This is a genomic window from Vibrio sp. M260118 (assembly GCF_036533755.1).
Lineage (GTDB): Bacteria > Pseudomonadota > Gammaproteobacteria > Enterobacterales > Vibrionaceae > Vibrio.
Genome location: NZ_JATABG010000038.1, coordinates 1 through 20,295, shown reverse-complemented (window position 1 = coordinate 20,295; position 20,295 = coordinate 1). Strand labels below are relative to the sequence as shown.

16 protein-coding genes and 2 pseudogenes are annotated in these 20,295 nt (G+C 44.9%); 11 read left to right on the top strand and 7 right to left on the bottom strand.

Going from position 1 to position 20,295, the window contains the following annotated elements:
- A pseudogene (locus tag QTO00_RS04445) lies at positions 1–235 on the bottom strand (nicotinate-nicotinamide nucleotide adenylyltransferase); the annotation flags it as partial.
- Between the two features lie 186 nt (positions 236–421).
- Between QTO00_RS04445 and nadE the strand changes: the two are divergent.
- Positions 422–1,249, top strand: coding sequence for an ammonia-dependent NAD(+) synthetase (nadE, locus tag QTO00_RS04440; RefSeq protein WP_331423234.1), 828 nt, complete (start codon positions 422–424; stop codon positions 1,247–1,249).
- 63 nt (positions 1,250–1,312) lie between these two features.
- Here the strand turns inward: nadE and QTO00_RS04435 are convergent, their stop codons facing one another.
- Positions 1,313–2,413 (bottom strand): 1-acyl-sn-glycerol-3-phosphate acyltransferase, encoded by a 1,101-nt coding sequence (locus QTO00_RS04435; RefSeq protein ID WP_331423233.1) that lies wholly within the window; start codon positions 2,411–2,413, stop codon positions 1,313–1,315.
- Between the two features lie 188 nt (positions 2,414–2,601).
- Here QTO00_RS04435 and QTO00_RS04430 point away from each other — a divergent pair, with 188 nt between their 5' ends.
- Both QTO00_RS04430 and QTO00_RS04425 read left to right on the top strand, forming a co-directional pair.
- The gene (locus QTO00_RS04430) at positions 2,602–3,204 is read left to right on the top strand and encodes an AraC family transcriptional regulator (protein WP_331423232.1); all 603 of its coding nucleotides are present in this window, start codon (positions 2,602–2,604) and stop codon (positions 3,202–3,204) included.
- Between the two features lie 102 nt (positions 3,205–3,306).
- Positions 3,307–5,175: a methyl-accepting chemotaxis protein gene (locus QTO00_RS04425; RefSeq protein WP_331423231.1), complete on the top strand. Its 1,869-nt coding sequence runs from the start codon at positions 3,307–3,309 to the stop codon at positions 5,173–5,175.
- Between the two features lie 64 nt (positions 5,176–5,239).
- Here the strand turns inward: QTO00_RS04425 and QTO00_RS04420 are convergent, their stop codons facing one another.
- Positions 5,240–6,592 carry an alpha-amylase family protein gene (locus QTO00_RS04420; RefSeq protein ID WP_331423230.1) on the bottom strand — a complete coding sequence of 451 codons (1,353 nt, stop codon included), beginning with the start codon at positions 6,590–6,592 and terminating at the stop codon, positions 5,240–5,242.
- A gap of 275 nt (positions 6,593–6,867) precedes the next feature.
- Here QTO00_RS04420 and QTO00_RS04415 point away from each other — a divergent pair, with 275 nt between their 5' ends.
- Together QTO00_RS04415 and QTO00_RS04410 are read left to right on the top strand one after the other, a co-directional pair.
- Positions 6,868–7,521: a DsbA family oxidoreductase gene (locus QTO00_RS04415; RefSeq protein ID WP_331423229.1), complete on the top strand. Its 654-nt coding sequence runs from the start codon at positions 6,868–6,870 to the stop codon at positions 7,519–7,521.
- Between the two features lie 251 nt (positions 7,522–7,772).
- Positions 7,773–8,699, top strand: coding sequence for a M14 family metallopeptidase (locus QTO00_RS04410; RefSeq protein ID WP_331423227.1), 927 nt, complete (start codon positions 7,773–7,775; stop codon positions 8,697–8,699).
- A gap of 64 nt (positions 8,700–8,763) precedes the next feature.
- Here the strand turns inward: QTO00_RS04410 and QTO00_RS04405 are convergent, their stop codons facing one another.
- Both QTO00_RS04405 and QTO00_RS04400 read right to left on the bottom strand, forming a co-directional pair.
- Positions 8,764–9,273 carry a MerR family transcriptional regulator gene (locus QTO00_RS04405; RefSeq protein WP_331423225.1) on the bottom strand — a complete coding sequence of 170 codons (510 nt, stop codon included), beginning with the start codon at positions 9,271–9,273 and terminating at the stop codon, positions 8,764–8,766.
- Between the two features lie 80 nt (positions 9,274–9,353).
- Positions 9,354–10,439, bottom strand: a complete 1,086-nt coding sequence (locus tag QTO00_RS04400; protein WP_331423224.1) for an ATP-binding cassette domain-containing protein — start codon at positions 10,437–10,439, stop codon at positions 9,354–9,356.
- A 344-nt stretch (positions 10,440–10,783) separates the two neighbouring features.
- Here QTO00_RS04400 and QTO00_RS04395 point away from each other — a divergent pair, with 344 nt between their 5' ends.
- Entirely contained in the window at positions 10,784–11,116 is a 333-nt protein-coding gene (locus QTO00_RS04395; RefSeq protein WP_038204373.1) for a hypothetical protein, read from the top strand.
- Positions 11,117–11,195: 79 nt separating this feature from the next.
- Here QTO00_RS04395 and cra read toward each other — a convergent pair whose 3' ends face one another.
- On the bottom strand, positions 11,196–12,176 hold the full coding sequence (gene cra / locus QTO00_RS04390) for a catabolite repressor/activator (protein WP_331423222.1): 981 nt from the start codon (positions 12,174–12,176) through the stop codon (positions 11,196–11,198).
- 309 nt (positions 12,177–12,485) lie between these two features.
- Here cra and fruB point away from each other — a divergent pair, with 309 nt between their 5' ends.
- The 5 genes and pseudogenes from fruB to QTO00_RS04365 all read left to right on the top strand — a co-directional run bounded on the left by fruB (position 12,486) and on the right by QTO00_RS04365 (position 18,022).
- Complete coding sequence (fruB, locus tag QTO00_RS04385) at positions 12,486–13,622, top strand: fused PTS fructose transporter subunit IIA/HPr protein (RefSeq protein WP_331423221.1); 1,137 nt, start codon at positions 12,486–12,488, stop codon at positions 13,620–13,622.
- 4 nt (positions 13,623–13,626) lie between these two features.
- Positions 13,627–14,616: a 1-phosphofructokinase gene (gene pfkB, locus QTO00_RS04380; RefSeq protein WP_331423219.1), complete on the top strand. Its 990-nt coding sequence runs from the start codon at positions 13,627–13,629 to the stop codon at positions 14,614–14,616.
- 19 nt (positions 14,617–14,635) lie between these two features.
- Positions 14,636–16,160: pseudogene (locus QTO00_RS04375) on the top strand (fructose-specific PTS transporter subunit EIIC).
- 143 nt (positions 16,161–16,303) lie between these two features.
- Complete coding sequence (locus QTO00_RS04370) at positions 16,304–17,197, top strand: hypothetical protein (protein ID WP_331423218.1); 894 nt, start codon at positions 16,304–16,306, stop codon at positions 17,195–17,197.
- Positions 17,198–17,683: 486 nt separating this feature from the next.
- Positions 17,684–18,022, top strand: a complete 339-nt coding sequence (locus QTO00_RS04365) for a cytosolic protein (protein ID WP_331423216.1) — start codon at positions 17,684–17,686, stop codon at positions 18,020–18,022.
- A gap of 176 nt (positions 18,023–18,198) precedes the next feature.
- Here QTO00_RS04365 and QTO00_RS04360 read toward each other — a convergent pair whose 3' ends face one another.
- Positions 18,199–20,022, bottom strand: coding sequence for an ABC transporter ATP-binding protein (locus QTO00_RS04360; RefSeq protein ID WP_331423214.1), 1,824 nt, complete (start codon positions 20,020–20,022; stop codon positions 18,199–18,201).
- Between the last annotated feature and the right edge of the window lie 273 nt (positions 20,023–20,295).

Below are 20,295 nucleotides of genomic sequence, written 5' to 3'. Positions count from 1 at the left end.
GTGTATGAAGTGACCCTTCGATTTTCGAGCGTTCGACATTACCCATATTAAGGTCTTCGATAAAGGCATCTACCAGTTCACATCTAGCGGCATAGTCGAGCATCTGTTTCCCCCAGGCATGGGCAATACTCGGCAACAGAAACACTCGGTCAAAGTGAGCTAATGACTCAACCACACTCTTGTGACCTAAACTCGGCGGATTGAATGCACTGCCAAATATAGCGATTTTGCTCATTTTACTCATTCACTTGTTACTGAAAACTGTGATCACAGTTTTCTAATTCCTTGATTGCGGTATGATATAGGCAGGTGACTTTAGCACGTTCACTTTGGCTACGGTAAATTTAGCTCAGGTAAACTTGTTAAAGCTACCAATATTAGCGCTCAATTTTAAACACATTGCTTGCAGGAAGGAAACATAATGGAACAGTTGATTCGCGATGAAATGCGCGTTCTGCCATCGATCGACCCTCAATTTGAGATTACACGTCGCATCGATTTTATTAAGCGAAAACTCACAGAGGCAGGATGCAAATCATTAGTACTTGGTATCAGTGGTGGTGTTGATTCAACAACTTGTGGTCGCTTGGCTCAACTTGCGGTCAATCAACTCAATGAAGAAACTGACGGCGGCTACCAATTTATTGCCGTTCGCCTGCCCTATGGAGATCAGAAAGACGAAGATGAAGCGCAACTAGCTCTTAGTTTTATTCAGCCTTCGCACTCTGTTTCTGTCAACATCAAAGCGGGTGTTGATGGACTACATGCGGCAAGTAACCTTGCTCTAGAGGGAACAGATTTACTTCCACAAGACAGCGCGAAAGTAGACTTTGTTAAAGGAAACGTAAAAGCACGCGCTAGGATGGTGGCTCAATACGAAATTGCTGGTTACGTAGGCGGTTTAGTTATCGGCACTGACCATTCTGCTGAGAACATTACCGGTTTCTACACCAAATTTGGTGACGGAGCATGTGATATGGCCCCACTGTTTGGCCTAAGCAAACGTCAAGTGCGAGAGCTAGCGGCGACACTTGGTGCACCAGAGCTCCTTGTTAAGAAAACACCAACTGCAGATTTAGAAGAGTTAGCTCCGCAAAAAGCCGATGAAGATGCGCTAAACCTGACTTACGATCAGATTGACGACTTCCTAGAAGGCAAATCTGTTTCAGCGGAAGTGACTGAACGCTTGATTCACATCTACACGGTGACTCAGCACAAACGCCAACCTATCCCGACGATTTACGACTAATTTCAGTGTTAAATCGACAAAATAGCCTCGCGATTTGCGAGGCTATTTTTTTTCAAAAAATCGCTATGGACGATTCTTTACTGGGTTCGCATAGCTTGCGACTAAATAGGGTTGTGCAGCTTGAGGCAATAGATTCAGCTTATTGGCTAAGGTCGCTTTCACTTCGTCGCTCACACCTTCATTGCCCGCTGCTAATTCATTTATCGGGAACAACTTGTAGTTAGCATGCACCTGACGGTCAATCTCTTCTGCTAACGCTTCTGGTGTCTCAAAGTCTTGCTCAATCACATCACCAAACGCGACATGTACTTGACCTTTTTCGCCGATAATACCCTGGATGATACTTTCGATGTCTTCAAACTCACCTTTCTCATAACCACCTTCAGACTCTTTCGCATAAAGCTCTTTCGCCTTAGCAATATCACAAGGATCGTTCTCGTAAGAGATAGAAACAGGCACAATCTTGAGTGACTTAATGTAATCAGGGAAAGACTGTTTTTGCTTTCGACCTTCAACATGGAACATTTTCAAGATTGCAGGGTCGGTAAAGTCGTTCCCATCTTTTGCTCGGCCCTCTTTCTGCGCGATCCAAATGGAATGTCCAGTATCAAGGGAGTGTTTAATGTAGCCAGACAGCGTACCCAGCGCTTTCATCATTTCGCGTGGACCTTTGGCCGAACGCTTAACAATAAAACTCTTGTTGAGCTTCATTAACTCTGTTGCACAAGGCTTTTTCAACAGGTTGTCACCAATCGCAATGCGTACGGTTTTGTGCCCACCTTCAAACAAACCGTAGTTGACGAGTGCAGGGTCCATCGCAATGTCACGGTGGTTTGAGACAAACAGATAAGCTTGGCTAGGATCAAGTTTGTCTAAGCCGCTGTAAGTCACGCCTTTAGTGGTCGTTTTCAGCGTATTATCTAAGTACTTCTTTATCTCGCGTTGAATAGTGTCTACTGAATCCAGCTTTGACCACTTCATTTTCAAGTAGATCTTGACCACTGGAGACATAAGGGCTTTAAACCAGCCCGCGTGGTTGGAAAAGCGGTGCTGTAAAATGGCACTGATAAACTCTTCATCTTGCACCAAACGGTCAATTGCCGCTGGAATTTCGTCATCATTATAGGGACGAATCTCAATAAATGGGTCGTTATTTGTCGTCATTATTTTATACATCAGGTAAAAATCGGGACCATTCTACGCATAGATGGCACACTTAGCAGCTATAGTTCTCTCAGATTAGCGAAGGTCAGACCACACTAATTATTGGAAACTGCGCCCTATTTTGCACAAAGTTGGCTTTTTAGCTAATAAACGTTAATCTTAGCGCCCCATAATTTGAGGTTGGCCCCATGCATCACACTATTGATTTTCTCTCACAACTTGACCAGTTTCTCGTGTGTACACCACGTAAGAAATCTCTAAGACATCAACTTATTAAGGTTACGCAAGGTTTGGTGTTGGTTAAGCTTGGAAAGTTAGAATATGCGCTTGAAGCGGGTCAATGGTTTTGGCTGCCATTCGATACGCTTGTATCGCTCACTTACACACCGAATACGCTAACTCAAAGTGTCACCGTTTCGTCTCGCGTTCGTACTCGCTTTCCAAAACAAGCGGGCTTTGTCCATGCTAATGAACTGCTCACCGCTGTTGTGAACCGTTTAGAAACTATCGCTGAGCGCTGTGATGCACAAGTCCTTCTGCTTAATGTTGTAGAGCAAGAACTCGCGAGCCTCAAACCTGAATTAACCGAATCTCAGTTCACCAAGCAGGTCAACCAATGGCAAGCAGATAAAGCCTCTAACTTGTCCAATGAACTAAAGTTAGTGCTGCGAGTCCGTGAAGCAAACAAGCAAATGCAATCTGGTAAAAAGCGCGCGGTTGTTGTTGAGGCGCTATTCGGTGGCGATGAAGCACTATTTACCAATCTTGAACGAACACTCTTGGGCCGTTAAATAGTCGAAAAGTTGTAGTTTTATTGGCTAAATGTCTAATTCCTAACTATAGATCTATTAGTAACCAAGTTACCTAGCACATCTATAGATGGAGACACTGAAATGAAATTCAGCCATAAGATTGTGGCCGCTTCTTCTCTGCTACTTCTCGCCACTGTAACGCTTCTCACAGTGCAACAATACCGTACTGTCAAAAGTGAGGTGATGACGCAAGTTACCTCAAGCGTGACTGAAATTGTCGACGGAGTGCGCAACACGACAGCGGCAGAAATCAACAGTCGAAAAGCTATCGCCGAGTACGCGACCAGCATGATAGAGGTTGACTTCAACCCCAAAGAAATCGAAGAAGTCATCACTCGCCCACTGATCAAAGATACCTTTCTTTTAGCCGGTTTAGGGTTTGAAAAAGATGGTTCAAACATCAACAACGACCCATCATGGAATCCGGGGCCGACTTGGGATCCTCGCGCTCGACCGTGGTATATCGATGCTAAAAATGCCGGGAAACTGATCATTACCGCCCCTTACGCTGACTCTGCTACGGGCGAGATATTAGTCTCTATCGCCACACCTGTTCGTCACCAAGGACAGTTTGTTGGTGCGATTTTTTATGATGTAAGCCTAGCGACTTTAGCCGAAGTGGTTAACAACGTAGAACTGTTCGATGCCGGATATGTATTTATCGTTTCAGGTGACGGGACCACTATTGCCCACCCGAATAAAGAGTTTAATGGCAAACCGATGTCAGAGTTCCTTGGCAAGGCGCCTATCCAAGAAGATCCTCAGCAAGCAATGATTGACGGCAAAGCCTATACGCTCGATTTTTCTAAAGTCCCGGGCGAAGACTGGCACATCGGCGTGGTACTTGATGAAGAGGTCGCATATCAATCACTCGCGGAACTTCGCAACAGCTCCATGGTTTACACGGTTATAGCCCTAGTGTTAAGTGTCGTCATTCTATTGTTATTGATTAAGACCTTGATGCGTCCGTTAGAGACCTTGAACCAAGCGATAGATGAGGTTGCAACAGGTCAAGGGGACTTAACCAAACGCCTTGATACCAATACTGACCAAGAGTTCTCTGTGTTGGCATCTGGCTTTAATGAGTTCACCAGTAAGTTGCAACAGCTCATCTCACAATCGAAAGCCATCGGTGAAGAGATCCTTCGTGGCTCGGAAATGACCTCTATGGGGCTCCAAGAGTCTGCTTCTGCAATGCAAGACCAGTTGCATGAGTTGGAGCAACTTGCCACCGCAATGCATGAGATGGCAACCACGTCTGGGGACGTCGCCAACAATGCTCAAGGTGCTGCCGCTGCGGCTCGTGAGGCGGATGAAGCAACGTCTACGGGTACTGCCGTGGTCAGCGAAACTACAGCTGCAATTGACAACCTTTCTCAGAAAATTGATGAAGCAGTCGAAGAGGTCAAAGTCCTTGAATCTGCGACTGACAACATTGAAACAATTCTAAAAGTCATCAACGACATTGCAGATCAAACCAACCTACTTGCATTGAACGCCGCCATTGAGGCCGCCCGTGCCGGGGAATCGGGTCGAGGTTTTGCGGTAGTTGCTGACGAAGTAAGAACCCTTGCGCAGCGCACTCAGGAATCAACCACAGAGATACGCAGCATGATTGAGCAACTTCAAGCTGGGGCAAGCTCAGTTGCAAATGCGATGAATATGAGTAAAACGACCGCTTCCAATGCCGTAGAACGTGCTCAAGAAGCCAATGTGGCGCTAGAAAGCATCCGTGATGCGATTCAACGCATCAGTGACATGAACATCCAAATTGCCTCTGCGGCAGAAGAGCAAAGCTTAGTTGCGGAAGAGATCAACTCCAATACGGTGAAGATTAAAGATCTATCGACACAAGTCGCCGATGCTGCGGAGAATGCCAATATTGCTATGCAAGCGCAAACAGAAAACATTCGTGAGCAAGACTCGATCTTGAACAAGTTTACGGTTTAGCAATACAGAGAAGAACAACGCGCACTGTTTAGCAGTGCGCTTTTATTTTCAATATAGTCCGTGATTACTTCGCCACCAGCATCATGGCCGTGTTCGGCTCAATCAAAGTCGTGCATTGTCCTTGGCTAGGGGTAAAGGTAGATTGAGTCAGCAAATCTACCCATTCGGATTTCGCCCTGAACTCAACGGTTTGCGAGCGGCTCGATTTGTTGATAATCACTAACCCTTCATTACCACGGCTAAATACCAACAGGTCATCAGAGGCTTCAACAATTTTCATCTGGCTACCGTGCATACGGTTATGGAAATCAATCGCAGCAATCATCTTTTCGTCTTTCCACGCATCTTGCCAACGAGGCTGCTTAGCTTGACTGACAATACCACTAGTATCTAGGTCAGTGTAAATCAGTGGTACACCACCATCGCGACCAAGTAGGTAACAGTAACCTAGCCACTCTTGCTCCTCAGTCATCACCAAGTTAGCAAATACATCGTTATTTGGGATGTCATGAGTAATGGCAAAGGTAATCGCACGCGTCTCTGATAGAGCAAGACCAAAGCAGTATGGGTCGACTAAGCTCTTTAAACTGCCACCAGCTTGCAGTGAATCATACAAGGTTTGGAAAAGCGGGAAGTCATATGCGCCCAAGCGGGTTTCTGCTAGATATGGCTGTAAGAACAACTCATATTCCGTTTCTGTCGCGCCACCTTTGGTAATGATCTCACCAAAAATATGGATGTCGTGGCAAATCTCGTCAGTCCAAACCTGCTTGAGGTGTTCCAAGGTCATATGCTTAGCAGCATCAATACGGAACCCTTTAACGCCAATCGCTTTTAGCGCTTTCAGATAGCTTTGCTGCTGCTCAACCACATGCGGACAAACTCGCAATGTTGGTAAGCCCGGGTCCGTAGGCCCGCCAGTAATGCGACCATTTTGTACTTGCCAGCGATCTTCCCAATCTTCGATACCGAAGGCTTCTTCAAAATCATTGTGGTCAAACAGAGGCTGAGACAAATCACCAAACAGACGCTGCTTCTCAAAATGTTGAGTAGAATGTGCGTAGGTTTGCATATCGACTGCGCTTGGATACTGAAGATCCGTTCTTTGCGAAGACTCATTGGCCATGTGATTGAACACCACATCAGCGTACACACCGATGCCATAAGCAGCCAATGCCTCTAGCATCGAGGTAAAACTTTCCGTGTTACCTAATTGGTTATCGATTACGCGGTAATCCTGTGGCTGGTAACGCTGCCACCATTGTGTACCCGATTCACTTTTAAAAGATTTCATTGGTGGTGAAACGAGGACATTTTTGTATCCTGCTTTATAGATTTGATCCGCTCTACGTTCAATCATTTCGTAGGGCCAATCAAATGCATGCAAAATGACATCAGTCGCTTGAGAAGTGCTCATAACGAACTCCTTTACATAATTCAAATCACTACACTAAATTCAGGTGACATTGCGCTAATAATCAATGCAAACGCGCTTCAAATCCAAGTCACTCGAGTATCTATAGTGGTCATAGTGCGTTATCCTACCAGAGCTTTTAATCTAAAATATTCACCCCTAAGACGTTTTTTTACGTAGTAGTAATTAGGCGTAGATGATTAAGCGAGTAGATTATTAAATATAGTAAAGGCTTACAACAACACTATACTTTACTCGTGTGGTAGAAGGATTTACGTATGAAAAAGATTCAGATTGATATTGTCTCTGATGTGGTTTGCCCTTGGTGCATTATCGGCTATAAGCGCCTAGAACAAGCCTTAAAGACGCTAGCGGATGATATTGACGCAGAGGTTCATTGGCATCCTTTTGAGCTTAATCCCGCCATGGCGCCTGAAGGACAAAACTTGCGTGAGCACTTAGCAGAAAAGTACGGCACCACAACCGAAGCCAGTATTTCCGCGCGCGAAACCCTTACACAGCTAGGTAAAGAGGTCGGTTTCGAGTTCAACTTCAATGACGATACCCACATCTACAACACACGTAAAGCGCACCAGTTACTCATGTGGGCGCAAAGCCAAGACAAACAGCTCGATTTAGAACTCGCCCTATTCCATGCCTACTTTACCGATGGCAAAGATGTCAGCAACACAGAAGTGTTAGTTGAGTGTGCTACCGCGTTAGGTCTAGATGCTGAAACGGCTCGAGCTGTATTAGAAGATGATAGCTGGGCGGAAACCGTTGCTAACACCGAGCAACAGTGGTTGGAAGCTGGAATCAATGCGGTGCCCGCCATCATCATAAACCGCAAGCATCTCATTTCTGGCGCACAAACCACTGACTTGCTCGTGTCTGCCATCAAGCAAATTGCCGAATCAAACGACGAAGACTAATCAAGCACAGCTATACCCAGAATAATTGGAGTTGCAGCACGGCAACAAGATAGTTCAACCCTATGAGCATAGGTGTTCTATGTGATTAGAGGGAATTGGCGCAGTTAACAAAGCTGCAGCTTCAAGAATGAAGGGGATAACAAGGTAAAAATCCGGTCAATATTGCTAATTGTGCCCGATAATATTTGCCTGCTCGAAGTGGGCAAACTATCCTGTTTGGCGAAATTAAAACGTACAATAAAGGCAAAGTCATGCGCAGTTCTTACACTTATCCTATTGGTACCCCTGGAGAAAAATGGGGTGAAGCCGAGCGAGTCGCTTGGCGTGAGCAAACCACGATAAAACGCGAATACCAGCAAGAAGTCGTACCGAAAATCAAAGCACTCGCTGAACAATTTAGCGTAGAGCAGTATGGTGAGCTTTCATACAACCCAGAGCGCTTCCCACTGTTTTGTATTAAATCGAATAACTGGGACAAGTCTAAACCTGTCGTTCTCATTACAGGCGGTGTACACGGTTACGAAACCAGTGGCGTTCATGGCGCACTTAAATTTTCGGCCAACCAAATGGCAAAATACAGCGTTCACTTCAACCTAGTTATCGCACCATGCGTCAGCCCTTGGGGGTATGAAACCATCAACCGCTGGAATCCACTCGCGCTTGACCCAAACCGTTCATTCTACCAAGACTCACCTGCTGAAGAGTCAGCTAACCTTATCAAACTAGTTGAATCTATTGGTAACGTACTGGTCCATATCGATCTGCACGAAACCACAGACACCGATGAGAGCGAGTTTCGCCCAGCCCTTGCTGCGCGTGATGGCATTGAATACATCGAAGGTATGATTCCTGATGGATTCTATACAGTAGGCGATAGCGAAAACCCGCAACCACAGTTCCAAGCAGCGGTGATTGAATCAGTGAGTAAAGTCACTCATATTGCTCCTGCTGACGAGAGAGGCGAAATCATTGGCTCACCAGTGGTTCATCACGGAGTGATAAACTATCCAATGGTTAAACTTGGCCTTTGTGGCGGTGTCACAAACTGCACCTACGGCACAACCACTGAAGTCTACCCAGATAGCCCGAAAGTCACCGACGATGAGTGTAATGACGCTCAGGTCGCTGCTATTGTCGGTGCCCTAGATTATGTGATTGCTCAGCTCAGAGCTGAATAGCATTAAAAACACACGATGCTAATATGGATAGCCTCTACACTGAGGCTATCCTATTATTCGGCGGCTATAACGCTCTAATTTTGCTAATTTCATCACTCGATATCCCCAAAGACTCTAGGAATTTCTGATGCTCTTTGGGCTCTAACTCTTCAAATTTTTGGTGCCACTTGATCATATCAGACTCATTAAACCCAGCGGCAACCATGATTTCTACCCAACGTTCTTTATTCACAATGTTTTCCTCTAATAAGCTTGGTTCTTGAAGCAACACGACAACGGCTTTCTGCTGCGATCGTAAGGTTTGGATTTCTCTTTCCAACTCATTGAAATGATCTTTCAAAATTTGGCCTTGAGACTCTCCACTTCGGTCAAGCAGAGAACGAATACTAGACACTGACAACCCATACGAGCGATAAGAGCTAATGGCTGCTAAACGCTCGACCTCACTCTCTCCATACCAACGATATCCATTGTCTGAACGATAAGCTGGCATCAAAAGTTGTTCTTTCTCGTAATACAAAATAGTCGTTCGAGATATGCCGAACTGTTTCGCGATTTGAGTGACGGTTAGCATACGTGCTCCACTGTTTGACCGAATGTGCATCTTGAACCCTAGCCTTATAGACGGGTCAATAGATTAATTGTACAAAATCTTTATATTTGTTGCGCATCCACTAAACAGTTAACAGACTGGCATGATTCTGAAGTAGGAGCATATTGGTGTAGATCAATTACCTTATCGCAGAGTTTCTCTAGTGCCACTTGATCATGTCCAATAATCATCAGACTACATTGACGCTCAGTCGCTAACGAAGTCAATAGCTGTAGGGTCTCAGCTGCAGCAATAGGGTCAAGCCTCGACGTCGGTTCATCTGCAATCAATAGCTTTGGCTTCATGAGAAGAGCACGCAATATAGCGAAGCGTTGTAACTCCCCTCCAGATATCTGCCTGGGCGTACGATCTAGTAGACTCGTGTCCAATTTTAATTGCTTCATCAACGGAAGAACCTCAGCGCTGTCAAAAGGATGAATTGACTGCAAATCATCGAGCAGTTGCAAAAGAGTCACATGAGCCGAAAACGCACTCGGGGGATCTTGATAAAGCTTGAGTTTCTGCCCCACTCCAACGGCTTGATGATAGCGAATCTTCCCCTTCGAAGGCGTTAACAATCCTAGTAACGCATCTGCCAAACTGGTTTTTCCACAACCACTCTGTCCGTATACGCCCAGAACCTCTCCCTCTTTAAGCGAAAAAGAGACACCCTCAAAAAGTGTTGCGTGATTTCGAACCAACGAGATATCTTTGACACTAATTAGGGCGTTGTAAGATTGAGCAGGTGTTCGCTTAGGCCAATATTGAGGATTCGACTCAATGAGCGCCGTAGTATAATCAGATTGTGGGTTAGCCAAGACATCCTCGACGCACCCCGTTTCCACCACTTTTCCTTGCTTCATTACTATGATGTCGCCACCTAAGCGTTGAGCGAGCGCTATATCGTGGGTGATGGTTATCAAACCGCCTCGCTGTGCGTGTTCTGACAACATATCTCCAAACACTGCAAATGACATCATGTCACCTCGAATGTCGCCATAAAAAAAGTTATAACCACTGAATGCTAAGTAGATTAGCAATAAACTCAGCACGACTAGAGTCGCATTCTTGTGGTGATAAATTGGCTGTAAAACAACAAATATGATCGCGCAGGTACAAACTGTGCTGATGAAAAGACCCCAGCCCATATCACTCCTATACTGGACAACTACTCGGCAAGTTAATTTTGCACCATAAAACTCATTGATGTTCGACAGTTCCCTTGAACTCACCCTCAAACTGTTGAAAACCCTTAAGCGCAAGTGATACCTCGAACAAAACTCTCTGATTGTTAGGCAACTCAACCACTTAACTTAACCTTACCTGGCCTAAACCTATGCTATCAATCCTAACTAACAAAATTACTCGAGTATCATTCTCTAGTTTCACTAATAAGACTTTATCGCTTTCAGATTAACTCTTTACATAACCTTACACTAACCATGGTTATTGGAGAGTATAATGAGTTTGACAATTAGTAATGGAGGTAATTATGAATAAATACATCTTTCCTATATTGCTTAGCTTCTTAACCGTTTCTGTTTCAGTAAATGCTGCTGGAAAAGGAAATGGACAAACAGAGAGAATGTCGCAAGCTCCTGTTTTTACGGATATTGATGTAAACCAAGATGGCTTAATATCTAAAGAGGAATTTGCTGACTTTCAGAAAGCAAGGCAAGAACTGCGTAAATCTGAAGGCCGTCTATTAAGGAACTCATCTTCTAGCGAAAGCATGTTTGATAACATTGACATCGACCAAAATGAGTTTATTGATATGGATGAGTTTCAATCACATCGAGGTTCTAGAAGAAATTCGAATCTATAACCGCTCTGAGAGGTAACGCCTGTTACCTCTCGGTAAATCAATGGCAATAACGCCGTGACTCAATTAATCAAGTCAGGCTTTACATCCGAATAACTATCTTTCTGGGGATCAACTCTATTCCTGGGCTATATCGTTTCGCGGTGGCATTCAATGCAAGTGCCATGGCACTATCGGCAATCAAGGAGAATTGCTGAGGAAGTGAGTTGACCTTAAACGGCAGAAAGTTCAGAAGTCGGTTATCTCCAAATGTCGCAAGCTTTACTTTATCCATCAAGGCTGGCTTTTCTAGCATTGCGTCCAACACACCTTCTAGCAAGGTGTAAGATGTCGTGATGACCGCATCAGGCAATATGTTTTGCTCTACCCAAGATAAAAAAAGGCGCTTACCTTCTTCTCTTGAAAAGTGTTCACCATACCCAATTTGATTCGAGACATTGTGTTTAGTGCATGTCGAGATAAAGCCTTGCTCCCTATCTCTAGAAATCGGCAAGTTTGGCAATGCGCCTATCAAACCTATTGAGCTAACATTAGACTCAAGAACCGACGCGGTCAGCTCCAAAGCACTATCAAAGTCTTCGCTAATAACACAAGCGAAATGTTCATCATCCAAAGGACGATCAAGTGCGATGATTGGCGTTCCCGATTGTTGGATGTTTAGGTAGTAATCATTCGCATCTGGCATACTGCTGGCGACAAATAGCGCGTCAATGCGGCGACTAATCAGTGCCTCGGCAACGTTACGCTCGATCTCAGGATCATCATCAGAGCAGCCAATCAAAATTTGATAACCAGCCCCGCGAGAGTTTTGCTCAATCAACTTAGCAAGGCGCGCGTAACTGGTGTTTTCAAGGTCAGGGATAATCAAGCCAAATGAGCGAGAGTTACCCGCACGAAGTGCAGAAGCTGCGGCATCGGGCTTATAGTTATACTCCTCGACGACCGCCATAACTTTACGCTGCGTCTTTTCACTTATGCGGTACTTTTGTGCTTTCCCATTTATCACATAACTTGCAGTCGTTTTGGATACTCCGGCAAGTTTCGCTATCTCATCTAACGTCATTCATTAAGCCTTGTTCTGTGCGCAGGATCATAGTTATTAATTTCTGATCCTTGGATACATTGCATTATATGCTGAAACGATTCAGTATAAAAGCTGAAAGGATTCAGCAAAACTTAAAAATAGAGATTGCTCACCAAAACGGTCGGCTTGTTCACCTTTAGTTTTCCTGAGTGCTTTAACAAAACAAACGATTTTTATTTTAACATTTTTATTTAATCATTTGCTGAATCGTTTCAGCCTTCAGCAAACTGATTAGCAAGGCGACTAAAGAGTCTCTTTGTCTAACCAATAACTGATATTGGAGAGCCCATGCTTAAGCTAAATCAGAATGACATTACGCTTGCACAATCAGCGTCAAACAAGTCTGAAGCAATCAAAAGCATTGCTCAGTCTCTGACTGAAAAAGATCTTGTTGAGCAAGGTTATGTTGAAGGAATGCTAAACCGCGAAAACCAGAACTCGACCTTTTTAGGCAACGGCATCGCAATTCCACATGGTACTACAGACACTCGCGGTATGGTGAAAACCACAGGTGTGGCTGTTCACCACTTCCCTCAAGGCGTCGACTGGGGCGATGGCAACATCGCGTATGTTGCAATTGGTATTGCAGCCAAATCTGACGAGCATTTAGGCATTCTTAAACAGCTGACTAAGGTGTTAAGTGCAGACGGTGTTGAAGAGCGCCTGCGCATGGCAAGTTCAGCACACAATATCATTGCACTGCTTAATGGTGATGTGCAGCTACAAGCTGATTTGGATTCATCTTTGGTTCAGCTTCAGTTTCCAGCAACCGACATGATTCAACTAAGTGCCGTAGCTGGCGGCTTACTGAAAAACAAAGGTTGTGCTAACAGCGAGTTTGTCGCAGACCTTGTCACCAAAGCGCCTACCCACTTAGGGAAAGGTCTATGGTTGGTTGGCAGTAACAAACATGTTACTCACACTGGATTATCCTTTGTTTCAACAGCCAATGATTGCGAATACCAAGGAGAAAAAGTTCGTGGATTGATCGCGTTTGCTGCGTGCAACAATGCTCACCAAGCTGTTCTTAACTCACTGTCTCAAATCGTATTCAAAGGTGAGCAAGATAAGCTGCTTGAGGGCACCTTAGAACAACTGATTGGCATGCTTAAAGGTGAAGAAGTTTCTGCTACTCAACCGACAAGCGAGGACAAGGTTGCAGTATTTAAGATTAAGAACGCCCATGGTCTGCATGCCCGCCCTGGTGCCATGCTGGTCGCCGAAGCGAAAAAATTTGAATCAAACATTCGTGTTATCAACCTAGATGGTGACGGAAAAGCGGCAAATGCGAAAAGCCTGATGAAGGTTATCGCGCTTGGCGTTAAACATGGTCATAGCTTGCAGTTCACTGCCGAGGGTACAGACGCATCTCAAGCGCTACAATCCATTGGTCAAGCGATTGAATCTGGTCTGGGCGAGGGCTAACCCCATGGTCATGATGAAAACAAACAAGGTCGTCACCATAACCCTAAACCCTGCCCTAGACTTAACCGGTAGCTTGTCGCGGTTAAATGCCGGCTCGGTTAGCTTAGTTGAGAAAAGCAACCTTCATGCAGCAGGTAAAGGCGTCAACGTTGCGAAAGTTCTAAGTGATCTAGGAGCAGACGTTACCGTGACGGGTTTTTTAGGCAAAGACAACCCAGAGCTATTCCACCAGCTGTTTGACGAATTACAAGTCACTAATCGTTTTATTGAGGTTGATGGTGCAACGCGCATCAACGTTAAGCTTGTCGAAGAAAGCGGTTCAGTCAGTGATATCAACTTTCCAGGCGTTGAAGTGACCGCTGAAGATATCGCGCTGTTTGAATCAACCCTGTTCGAGCTAGCGGAAACTCATGACTACTTTGTGCTTGCGGGGAGCCTACCTAGAGGCATTACGCCAGAGCAATGCGCAGCTTGGATCGCAAAGCTTCATCAACAAGGGAAAAGAGTTCTGTTCGATAGCAGCAAAGCTGCGCTTAGAGCAGGCATAGAATCTCAACCGTGGTTAATCAAACCAAACGATGAAGAGCTAAGTGACTTTGTGGGTGAGCATTTAGACACACCAGAAAAATGCCAACGCGCCGCAGCTGCATTGAGTGATAAAGGCATCGACAACATAGTTGTATCTATGGGCTCAGATGGCGTGATGTGGCTCAGCAACAATACATGGCTTCGCTCACAGCCTCCGCGCATGGAAGTGGTCAGTACGGTTGGTGCAGGAGACACACTTGTCGCTAGCCTCTGTTGGGGTCACATGCAGCAAATGATAAAACCAGAAATATTACGCTTCGCCACTGCGCTGTCTGCACTCGCAGTCACACAAGTCGGCGTGGGTATAACCAGTCAACAAGAACTGGACTCTATTCAGCTCCAAACTCAAGTGAGCGAGCTAACTCCAATTACGAACCTAGATATGCCTGAAACAGGCACAAACTAAGGAACAGAAGGTCATAACTATGAATATAGCCATTATCACAGCATGTCCAAGCGGCGTTGCAAATAGCATCCTTGCAGCTGGCTTATTAGAACAAGCAGCAGCAACACTAGGATGGAATGCTAAAATTGAATGCCAATCTAGTGTTATCGAATCCACTCCTCTATCGGTCCAAGATATTGACCAAGCTGAAGTGATCATCATCGCTGCCAGTACGCCCGTTGATACCTCTCGATTTATTGGTAAAAAAGTCTACCAAGATGACATCAAAGAGGTGATGAAAGACCCTACTGCTTTTTTAGAGCATGCAACCAAGCATGCTGTTGAACTTAGAACAAGCAGATCTCGTGATCATCGCGGCTGACATTGAAGTTCCACTTGATCGCTTCAACGGTAAAAAAATGTACCGCACTAAAACGGGGCCTGCGCTTAAGAAAACATCGGAAGAGATGGACAAAGCATTCGAGCAAGCGACAACGTATCAGCACTCTGGCTCTGCAAGCCCGGCTGATACAGAAGAGAAGAAAGGCGTGTACAAACACCTAATGACAGGTGTGTCGCATATGTTACCAGTGGTGGTTGCCGGTGGTTTGATCATCGCCCTGTCTTTCGTATTTGGTATCGAAGCGTTTAAAGAAGAAGGTACCCTGGCGGCCGCTCTGATGAACATTGGCGGTGGTTCGGCGTTTGCGTTGATGATCCCAGTTCTCGCGGGCTTTATCGCATTTTCGATTGCAGACCGCCCTGGTCTAGCTCCTGGTCTCGTCGGTGGTATGCTTGCTAGCTCAACTGGCGCGGGTTTCCTTGGCGGTATCGCAGCAGGCTTCATTGCTGGTTACTCTGCAAAATTGCTCGCTGAAAAAATCTCGCTTCCTCAATCAATGGAAGCGCTCAAACCTATTCTGATCATTCCTTTTGTCGGCACGCTGATCACAGGTTTAACTATGATCTACATCGTGGGTGGCCCTGTTGCAGGCATCATGACTGCCTTGACTGATTTCCTAAATAACATGGGGTCTGACAGTGCCGTTGTTCTAGGTATTATCCTTGGCGCAATGATGTGTTTCGACCTTGGTGGCCCAGTAAACAAAGCCGCTTACGCATTTGGTGTTGGTCTGTTAGCTTCACAAACTTATGCTCCAATGGCAGCAATTATGGCTGCTGGCATGGTGCCTGCCTTAGGTATGGGCCTTGCGACGTTCATCGCTAAAAATAAATTTGAGCAAAGCGAACGTGAAGCAGGTAAAGCATCATTTGTACTGGGTCTCTGCTTCATCTCTGAAGGGGCAATCCCATTTGCAGCCAAAGACCCAATGCGTGTTATCCCAGCTTGTATGGTCGGTGGCGCACTAACTGGTGCTCTATCTATGCTGTTTGGTGCTCAACTAATGGCACCACACGGTGGTCTATTTGTACTGCTTATTCCAAATGCAATTACACCAGTATTCATGTACTTAGTGGCTATTGCAGCAGGTACGGCAGTGACAGGCTTCGGTTACGCATTCTTAAAAAGCCGCGCTGAAGAAAAACAGCCAGCAACAGCTTAAGTACTCCCCCCACCCTGAAAGAGCAAGAGCCTATCCAACTGGATAGGCTCTTTTTTGGTCACTGACGTTTGAGTTTAACCTAGCTTTAACAGCCGTATTATTGTGATAACATGCTAAACATGGTGGTTAAAAAATCGCACAGTATGGAAAGTAAAGGAAACTACGATCATTTGGTACATATAAAAAGCCATGACGAGTTAGCGCTATATTCGCTTATTCCTAACGTTGTCTGGTTTTTTGATCTGGATAAACATGGCTGGTGGTGGGGCAATCAAGCCGCCGTTGAATTTTGGGGGTTGGATAACCTTCAGCAACTCATAGACAAAGACTTATCCGGCGATACTCAGGGAGCCAAAGACAGAACAGCCCAAACCTTTGAGTTAGCCGCTAAAAATGGCCTCACTATAGACCCATGGACGACCTACCCGAACGGTAAACCTAAAACCATCTTTATGATGCACCGAGCGGTATTGTTGGGTCCAAATAAGCATCGCGGCATTATCGCTTTCATCAATGAAAAAGTGGAACTGGGTGAACAACCAGAGAACCTTCTCTTAGTTGAAGCGATGCGTTACACCCGTGTCGCGGCGACTACCTTTACTGATTCCGGCGACGTCGTTATTGAAAATCCGGCCGCCACCGAGACTTACGCACATCTAAACAGAGAACCGCTTGCCGATGGACTCTGCTCGTTTGTTGCGCGTTTCGCCGATCCAGAACAAGGACATGAATGTCTGCAGACGGCAATAGAAAACAGCGGAGGTCGCTGGGACTATGTCATGAGTACCGCTCAAGGTGATCGTCAGCACGCCCTCGATATTCGCCGAACACGTCACCCGTTAACTGGCGAGTTTTTGTTGCTAGTGGTTGAGTATGACGTAACGGATCTATATGAAGCGTTAGCCGAAGTAGAACAATCCCGTCAGCGCCTACACGATATTGCGATGACAGATACACTAACTCAGGTTTCCAGCTTACATCATATGCAGGAAGTCGCTCAGGCATCGCTTAAAGAAGCAATCAAGCAAGCAAGGTGAACGTGTCAGAGTCCTGTTTATTGACCTATCTATCTTTCAAACCTTTTATACTGTTTAACTATTAGTAAAGAGAATGAAGTAACTTCATGATTATTAGTTCACAAGTACTCTTAAACAAGTAGCTCAGATATGTGGTTCAGAGTTTGGTATAGTAAATTCATAATCATACTGCGATTTAAGAACATGAATAGTATATGAAATTAAGGATTTTTATGGAAAAACTATGAGACTAGTTAATTACAGCTAATATTACGCTTGTTAACGTAAACTTCCTATTCTCCACGTTTAACGTAAGCTGAAACACTTTTTCGGGCCATTCCGAGTTTAAAGCCTCTACCAAAGCGCATTTGGACAAAAACACACTTAAAGCTTGGTCTAGTTAATGTCCAAGAAACAGAAAAGAATGCTCTCCTTATACCACTCCCCACTACTACGAACTTCCTTAGTAGTGATAAAATCAGCGCATCAGAATTACCGAGATACTCTATGTTTATCCATCGTGTTAACGATATCGACTGGCTAGTTATTACTGCCTTTGAAGAACTGAAACCGCTTTTTATCGAAGAAGCCGGTGTCATCCCCTCATACTTTTCTACCACCAGCGAACTGAGCCTAATTGATCAAGCTAAGCGCGCTTACGGGTATTTACCTGAACTCGATGGCGTAATCACTGATACAGGCACGTTTCAGAGTTTAGCTAACGAAGAAGATTTGAACCCACAGCTCGCCTGCTTAGTTGAAGGGCGTGGTCGTGTGTTTATCTATCACGGGGGTTATGTCGCGTTTGTCGACGACGAGCAGACCATTATTACCCGAATGGACTAAAGATGACTTACTAATTTGCCCTTACCGCTAACAAACTGCGATAAGAAAGGGTAAGCCTCCCAGTCCTGCAACTTAGAGGTCAAAGTGCTATACCACTTTAACCGCTCGCAATGACCTAACTCAGAAATAACGAGCCGCCCTCTTGCTGACTCGTTATTTCTGCTGAAACGTTTAAATCATCCCAAAAAACCGCCAGTTTGGTGTTTCCAAAGCTGGGCATATACCCCGTTTAACTCAAGAAGCTCTTTGTGTGAACCTTGCTCGATAACCTTACCTTGGTCCATAACGATCAGACGGTCTAGCGCTGCAATCGTTGACAGTCGGTGGGCAATCGCGATCACCGTCTTACCTTCCATTAATGCTTCAAGGTTTTCTTGAATCGCCGATTCCACTTCAGAATCCAGTGCAGATGTTGCTTCATCCATAATTAAGATAGGAGCATTCTTAAGAAGTACACGCGCGATCGCCACACGCTGACGTTGACCACCAGAGAGTTTTACACCACGTTCTCCAACTTCCACATTGTAAGCTTTATTGCCGTTCTCATCTTTCAGTTCTTGAATGAAATCATGAGCATGGGCTTGCTTAGCCGCAGAAATCAAATCGTCCATTGATGCATCAGGATCGCCATACAAAATGTTTTCTTTAATGGAACGGTGAAGTAATGAAGTGTCTTGAGTGATCATACCTATGTGCTGACGCAAAGATTCCTGTTCAACTTTAGAGATATCTTGGCCATCAATTCGAATCGTACCACTATTCACATCGAAAAAACGCAATAGTAAGTTGAGCAGCGTTGATTTACCTGCACCAGAGCGACCAACAATACCCACTTTCTCACCCGGTTTGATATTCAAGTTGAGGTTATTGAATACCGATTTTTCATCACTGTAGTTAAACTGTACGTTATCAAATTCAATCGCACCTTGTTTGATTTCTAACTGTTTAGCGTTTGGCGCATCTTTGACTTCAACCTCGTTTGAGATGGTATTCATACCATCGACTACGGTACCGATGTTCTCAAACAGCGAACTGACTTCCCACATGATCCATTTCGACATACCCTGAACACGCAGCGCAATGCTAACACCGACAGCAATAGCACCAATAGTTACGCTCGCATCTAACCAAAGCATGACTGACGTCGCCGCAATAGAAAGTAGAAGCAGATAGTTAATCGCATCCACACTCAATAGCAGGCACGTTACCATTCTCATCTGTCGATACACAGTTTTCAGGAAGCCCTTCATACTGCTCTCTGCATAATCTAACTCACGCTGAGAGTGTGCAAATAGCTTCACAGTTGAAATATTGGTATAAGAATCAACGATCCGTCCGGTCATTATCGAGCGAGCATCGGCCTGATCGGTCGCGACTTGCTTCATACGCGGAATAAAATACAGCTGGATAAAGATGTAAAGAACGAGCCAAATCAAGATTGGTATCATCAAGATAATGTCGGATTCCCCCATCATCCAAATCATCGAGACAAAATAAACTGAGATATAAACCAATACGTCTAGCAATTTCATCACGGTTTCACGCACGGCCAATGCACTCTGCATGACTTTGGTTGCAACGCGCCCAGCAAAATCACGCTGGAAGAAACCAACGGCTTGTTTAAGTAGGTATCGGTGAATGAGCCAGCGAATAGACATTGGGTAGTTACCCAGTAACGTCTGGTGCATGATCATCGAATGCAGAAAACCCAAAGTAGGCATGATCAGTACAACCAAGATCAGCATGTTTTGAATTCGGTCACCCTGATCTTGCCAAAACGTTGCTCTATCTTGATTCGCTAGAATATCAACCAGTTCACCAAGGTAGCGCAATAAGGTCACTTCAGAGATCGCGATCAAAGCACTAAGAACCGCCATTGCGATCAGAGGAAACTCAAAGCCCTTGGTATAAAAGCGGCAGAAGCCGACGAGTGTTTTGGGTGGTTTTCCTGATTCGTGCTCAGGAAATGCCTTGGTCAATCGCTCAAACCAATTAAACATGGGAAGTACAGCCTATCAAAGGGGGAAAGTTTGGATGGGCTATTATCAGGATTCTGTATCAAATTTAAACCACTTTCTTTTTTAATAGCCGCCCCTGTATTTATAACCTTGCGAATATGCAACAAGTTGTAATTTGGTTACAAAACTAGGTTGAAACATCATTTAAGTTCAAACTCGAACACAAAATAGTGATACAAATCACACCTAATATTCCATCTCAGTATTTTTAATGTGACATATATCAATAAAAGTCCTTTGTGATGACCGTAAAAT

What these genes read in the sequence shown, in the direction of transcription:
- nadE (WP_331423234.1), top strand. Translation starts at nt 422, where the DNA reads ATGGAACAGTTGATTCGCGATGAAATGCGCGTTCTGCCATCGATCGAC.
- QTO00_RS04435 (WP_331423233.1), bottom strand. Translation starts at nt 2,413, where the DNA reads ATGACGACAAATAACGACCCATTTATTGAGATTCGTCCCTATAATGAT.
- QTO00_RS04430 (WP_331423232.1), top strand. Translation starts at nt 2,602, where the DNA reads ATGCATCACACTATTGATTTTCTCTCACAACTTGACCAGTTTCTCGTG.
- QTO00_RS04425 (WP_331423231.1), top strand. Translation starts at nt 3,307, where the DNA reads ATGAAATTCAGCCATAAGATTGTGGCCGCTTCTTCTCTGCTACTTCTC.
- QTO00_RS04420 (WP_331423230.1), bottom strand. Translation starts at nt 6,592, where the DNA reads ATGAGCACTTCTCAAGCGACTGATGTCATTTTGCATGCATTTGATTGG.
- QTO00_RS04415 (WP_331423229.1), top strand. Translation starts at nt 6,868, where the DNA reads ATGAAAAAGATTCAGATTGATATTGTCTCTGATGTGGTTTGCCCTTGG.
- QTO00_RS04410 (WP_331423227.1), top strand. Translation starts at nt 7,773, where the DNA reads ATGCGCAGTTCTTACACTTATCCTATTGGTACCCCTGGAGAAAAATGG.
- QTO00_RS04405 (WP_331423225.1), bottom strand. Translation starts at nt 9,273, where the DNA reads ATGCTAACCGTCACTCAAATCGCGAAACAGTTCGGCATATCTCGAACG.
- QTO00_RS04400 (WP_331423224.1), bottom strand. Translation starts at nt 10,439, where the DNA reads ATGGGCTGGGGTCTTTTCATCAGCACAGTTTGTACCTGCGCGATCATA.
- QTO00_RS04395 (WP_038204373.1), top strand. Translation starts at nt 10,784, where the DNA reads ATGAATAAATACATCTTTCCTATATTGCTTAGCTTCTTAACCGTTTCT.
- cra (WP_331423222.1), bottom strand. Translation starts at nt 12,176, where the DNA reads ATGACGTTAGATGAGATAGCGAAACTTGCCGGAGTATCCAAAACGACT.
- fruB (WP_331423221.1), top strand. Translation starts at nt 12,486, where the DNA reads ATGCTTAAGCTAAATCAGAATGACATTACGCTTGCACAATCAGCGTCA.
- pfkB (WP_331423219.1), top strand. Translation starts at nt 13,627, where the DNA reads ATGGTCATGATGAAAACAAACAAGGTCGTCACCATAACCCTAAACCCT.
- QTO00_RS04370 (WP_331423218.1), top strand. Translation starts at nt 16,304, where the DNA reads ATGGAAAGTAAAGGAAACTACGATCATTTGGTACATATAAAAAGCCAT.
- QTO00_RS04365 (WP_331423216.1), top strand. Translation starts at nt 17,684, where the DNA reads ATGTTTATCCATCGTGTTAACGATATCGACTGGCTAGTTATTACTGCC.
- QTO00_RS04360 (WP_331423214.1), bottom strand. Translation starts at nt 20,022, where the DNA reads ATGTTTAATTGGTTTGAGCGATTGACCAAGGCATTTCCTGAGCACGAA.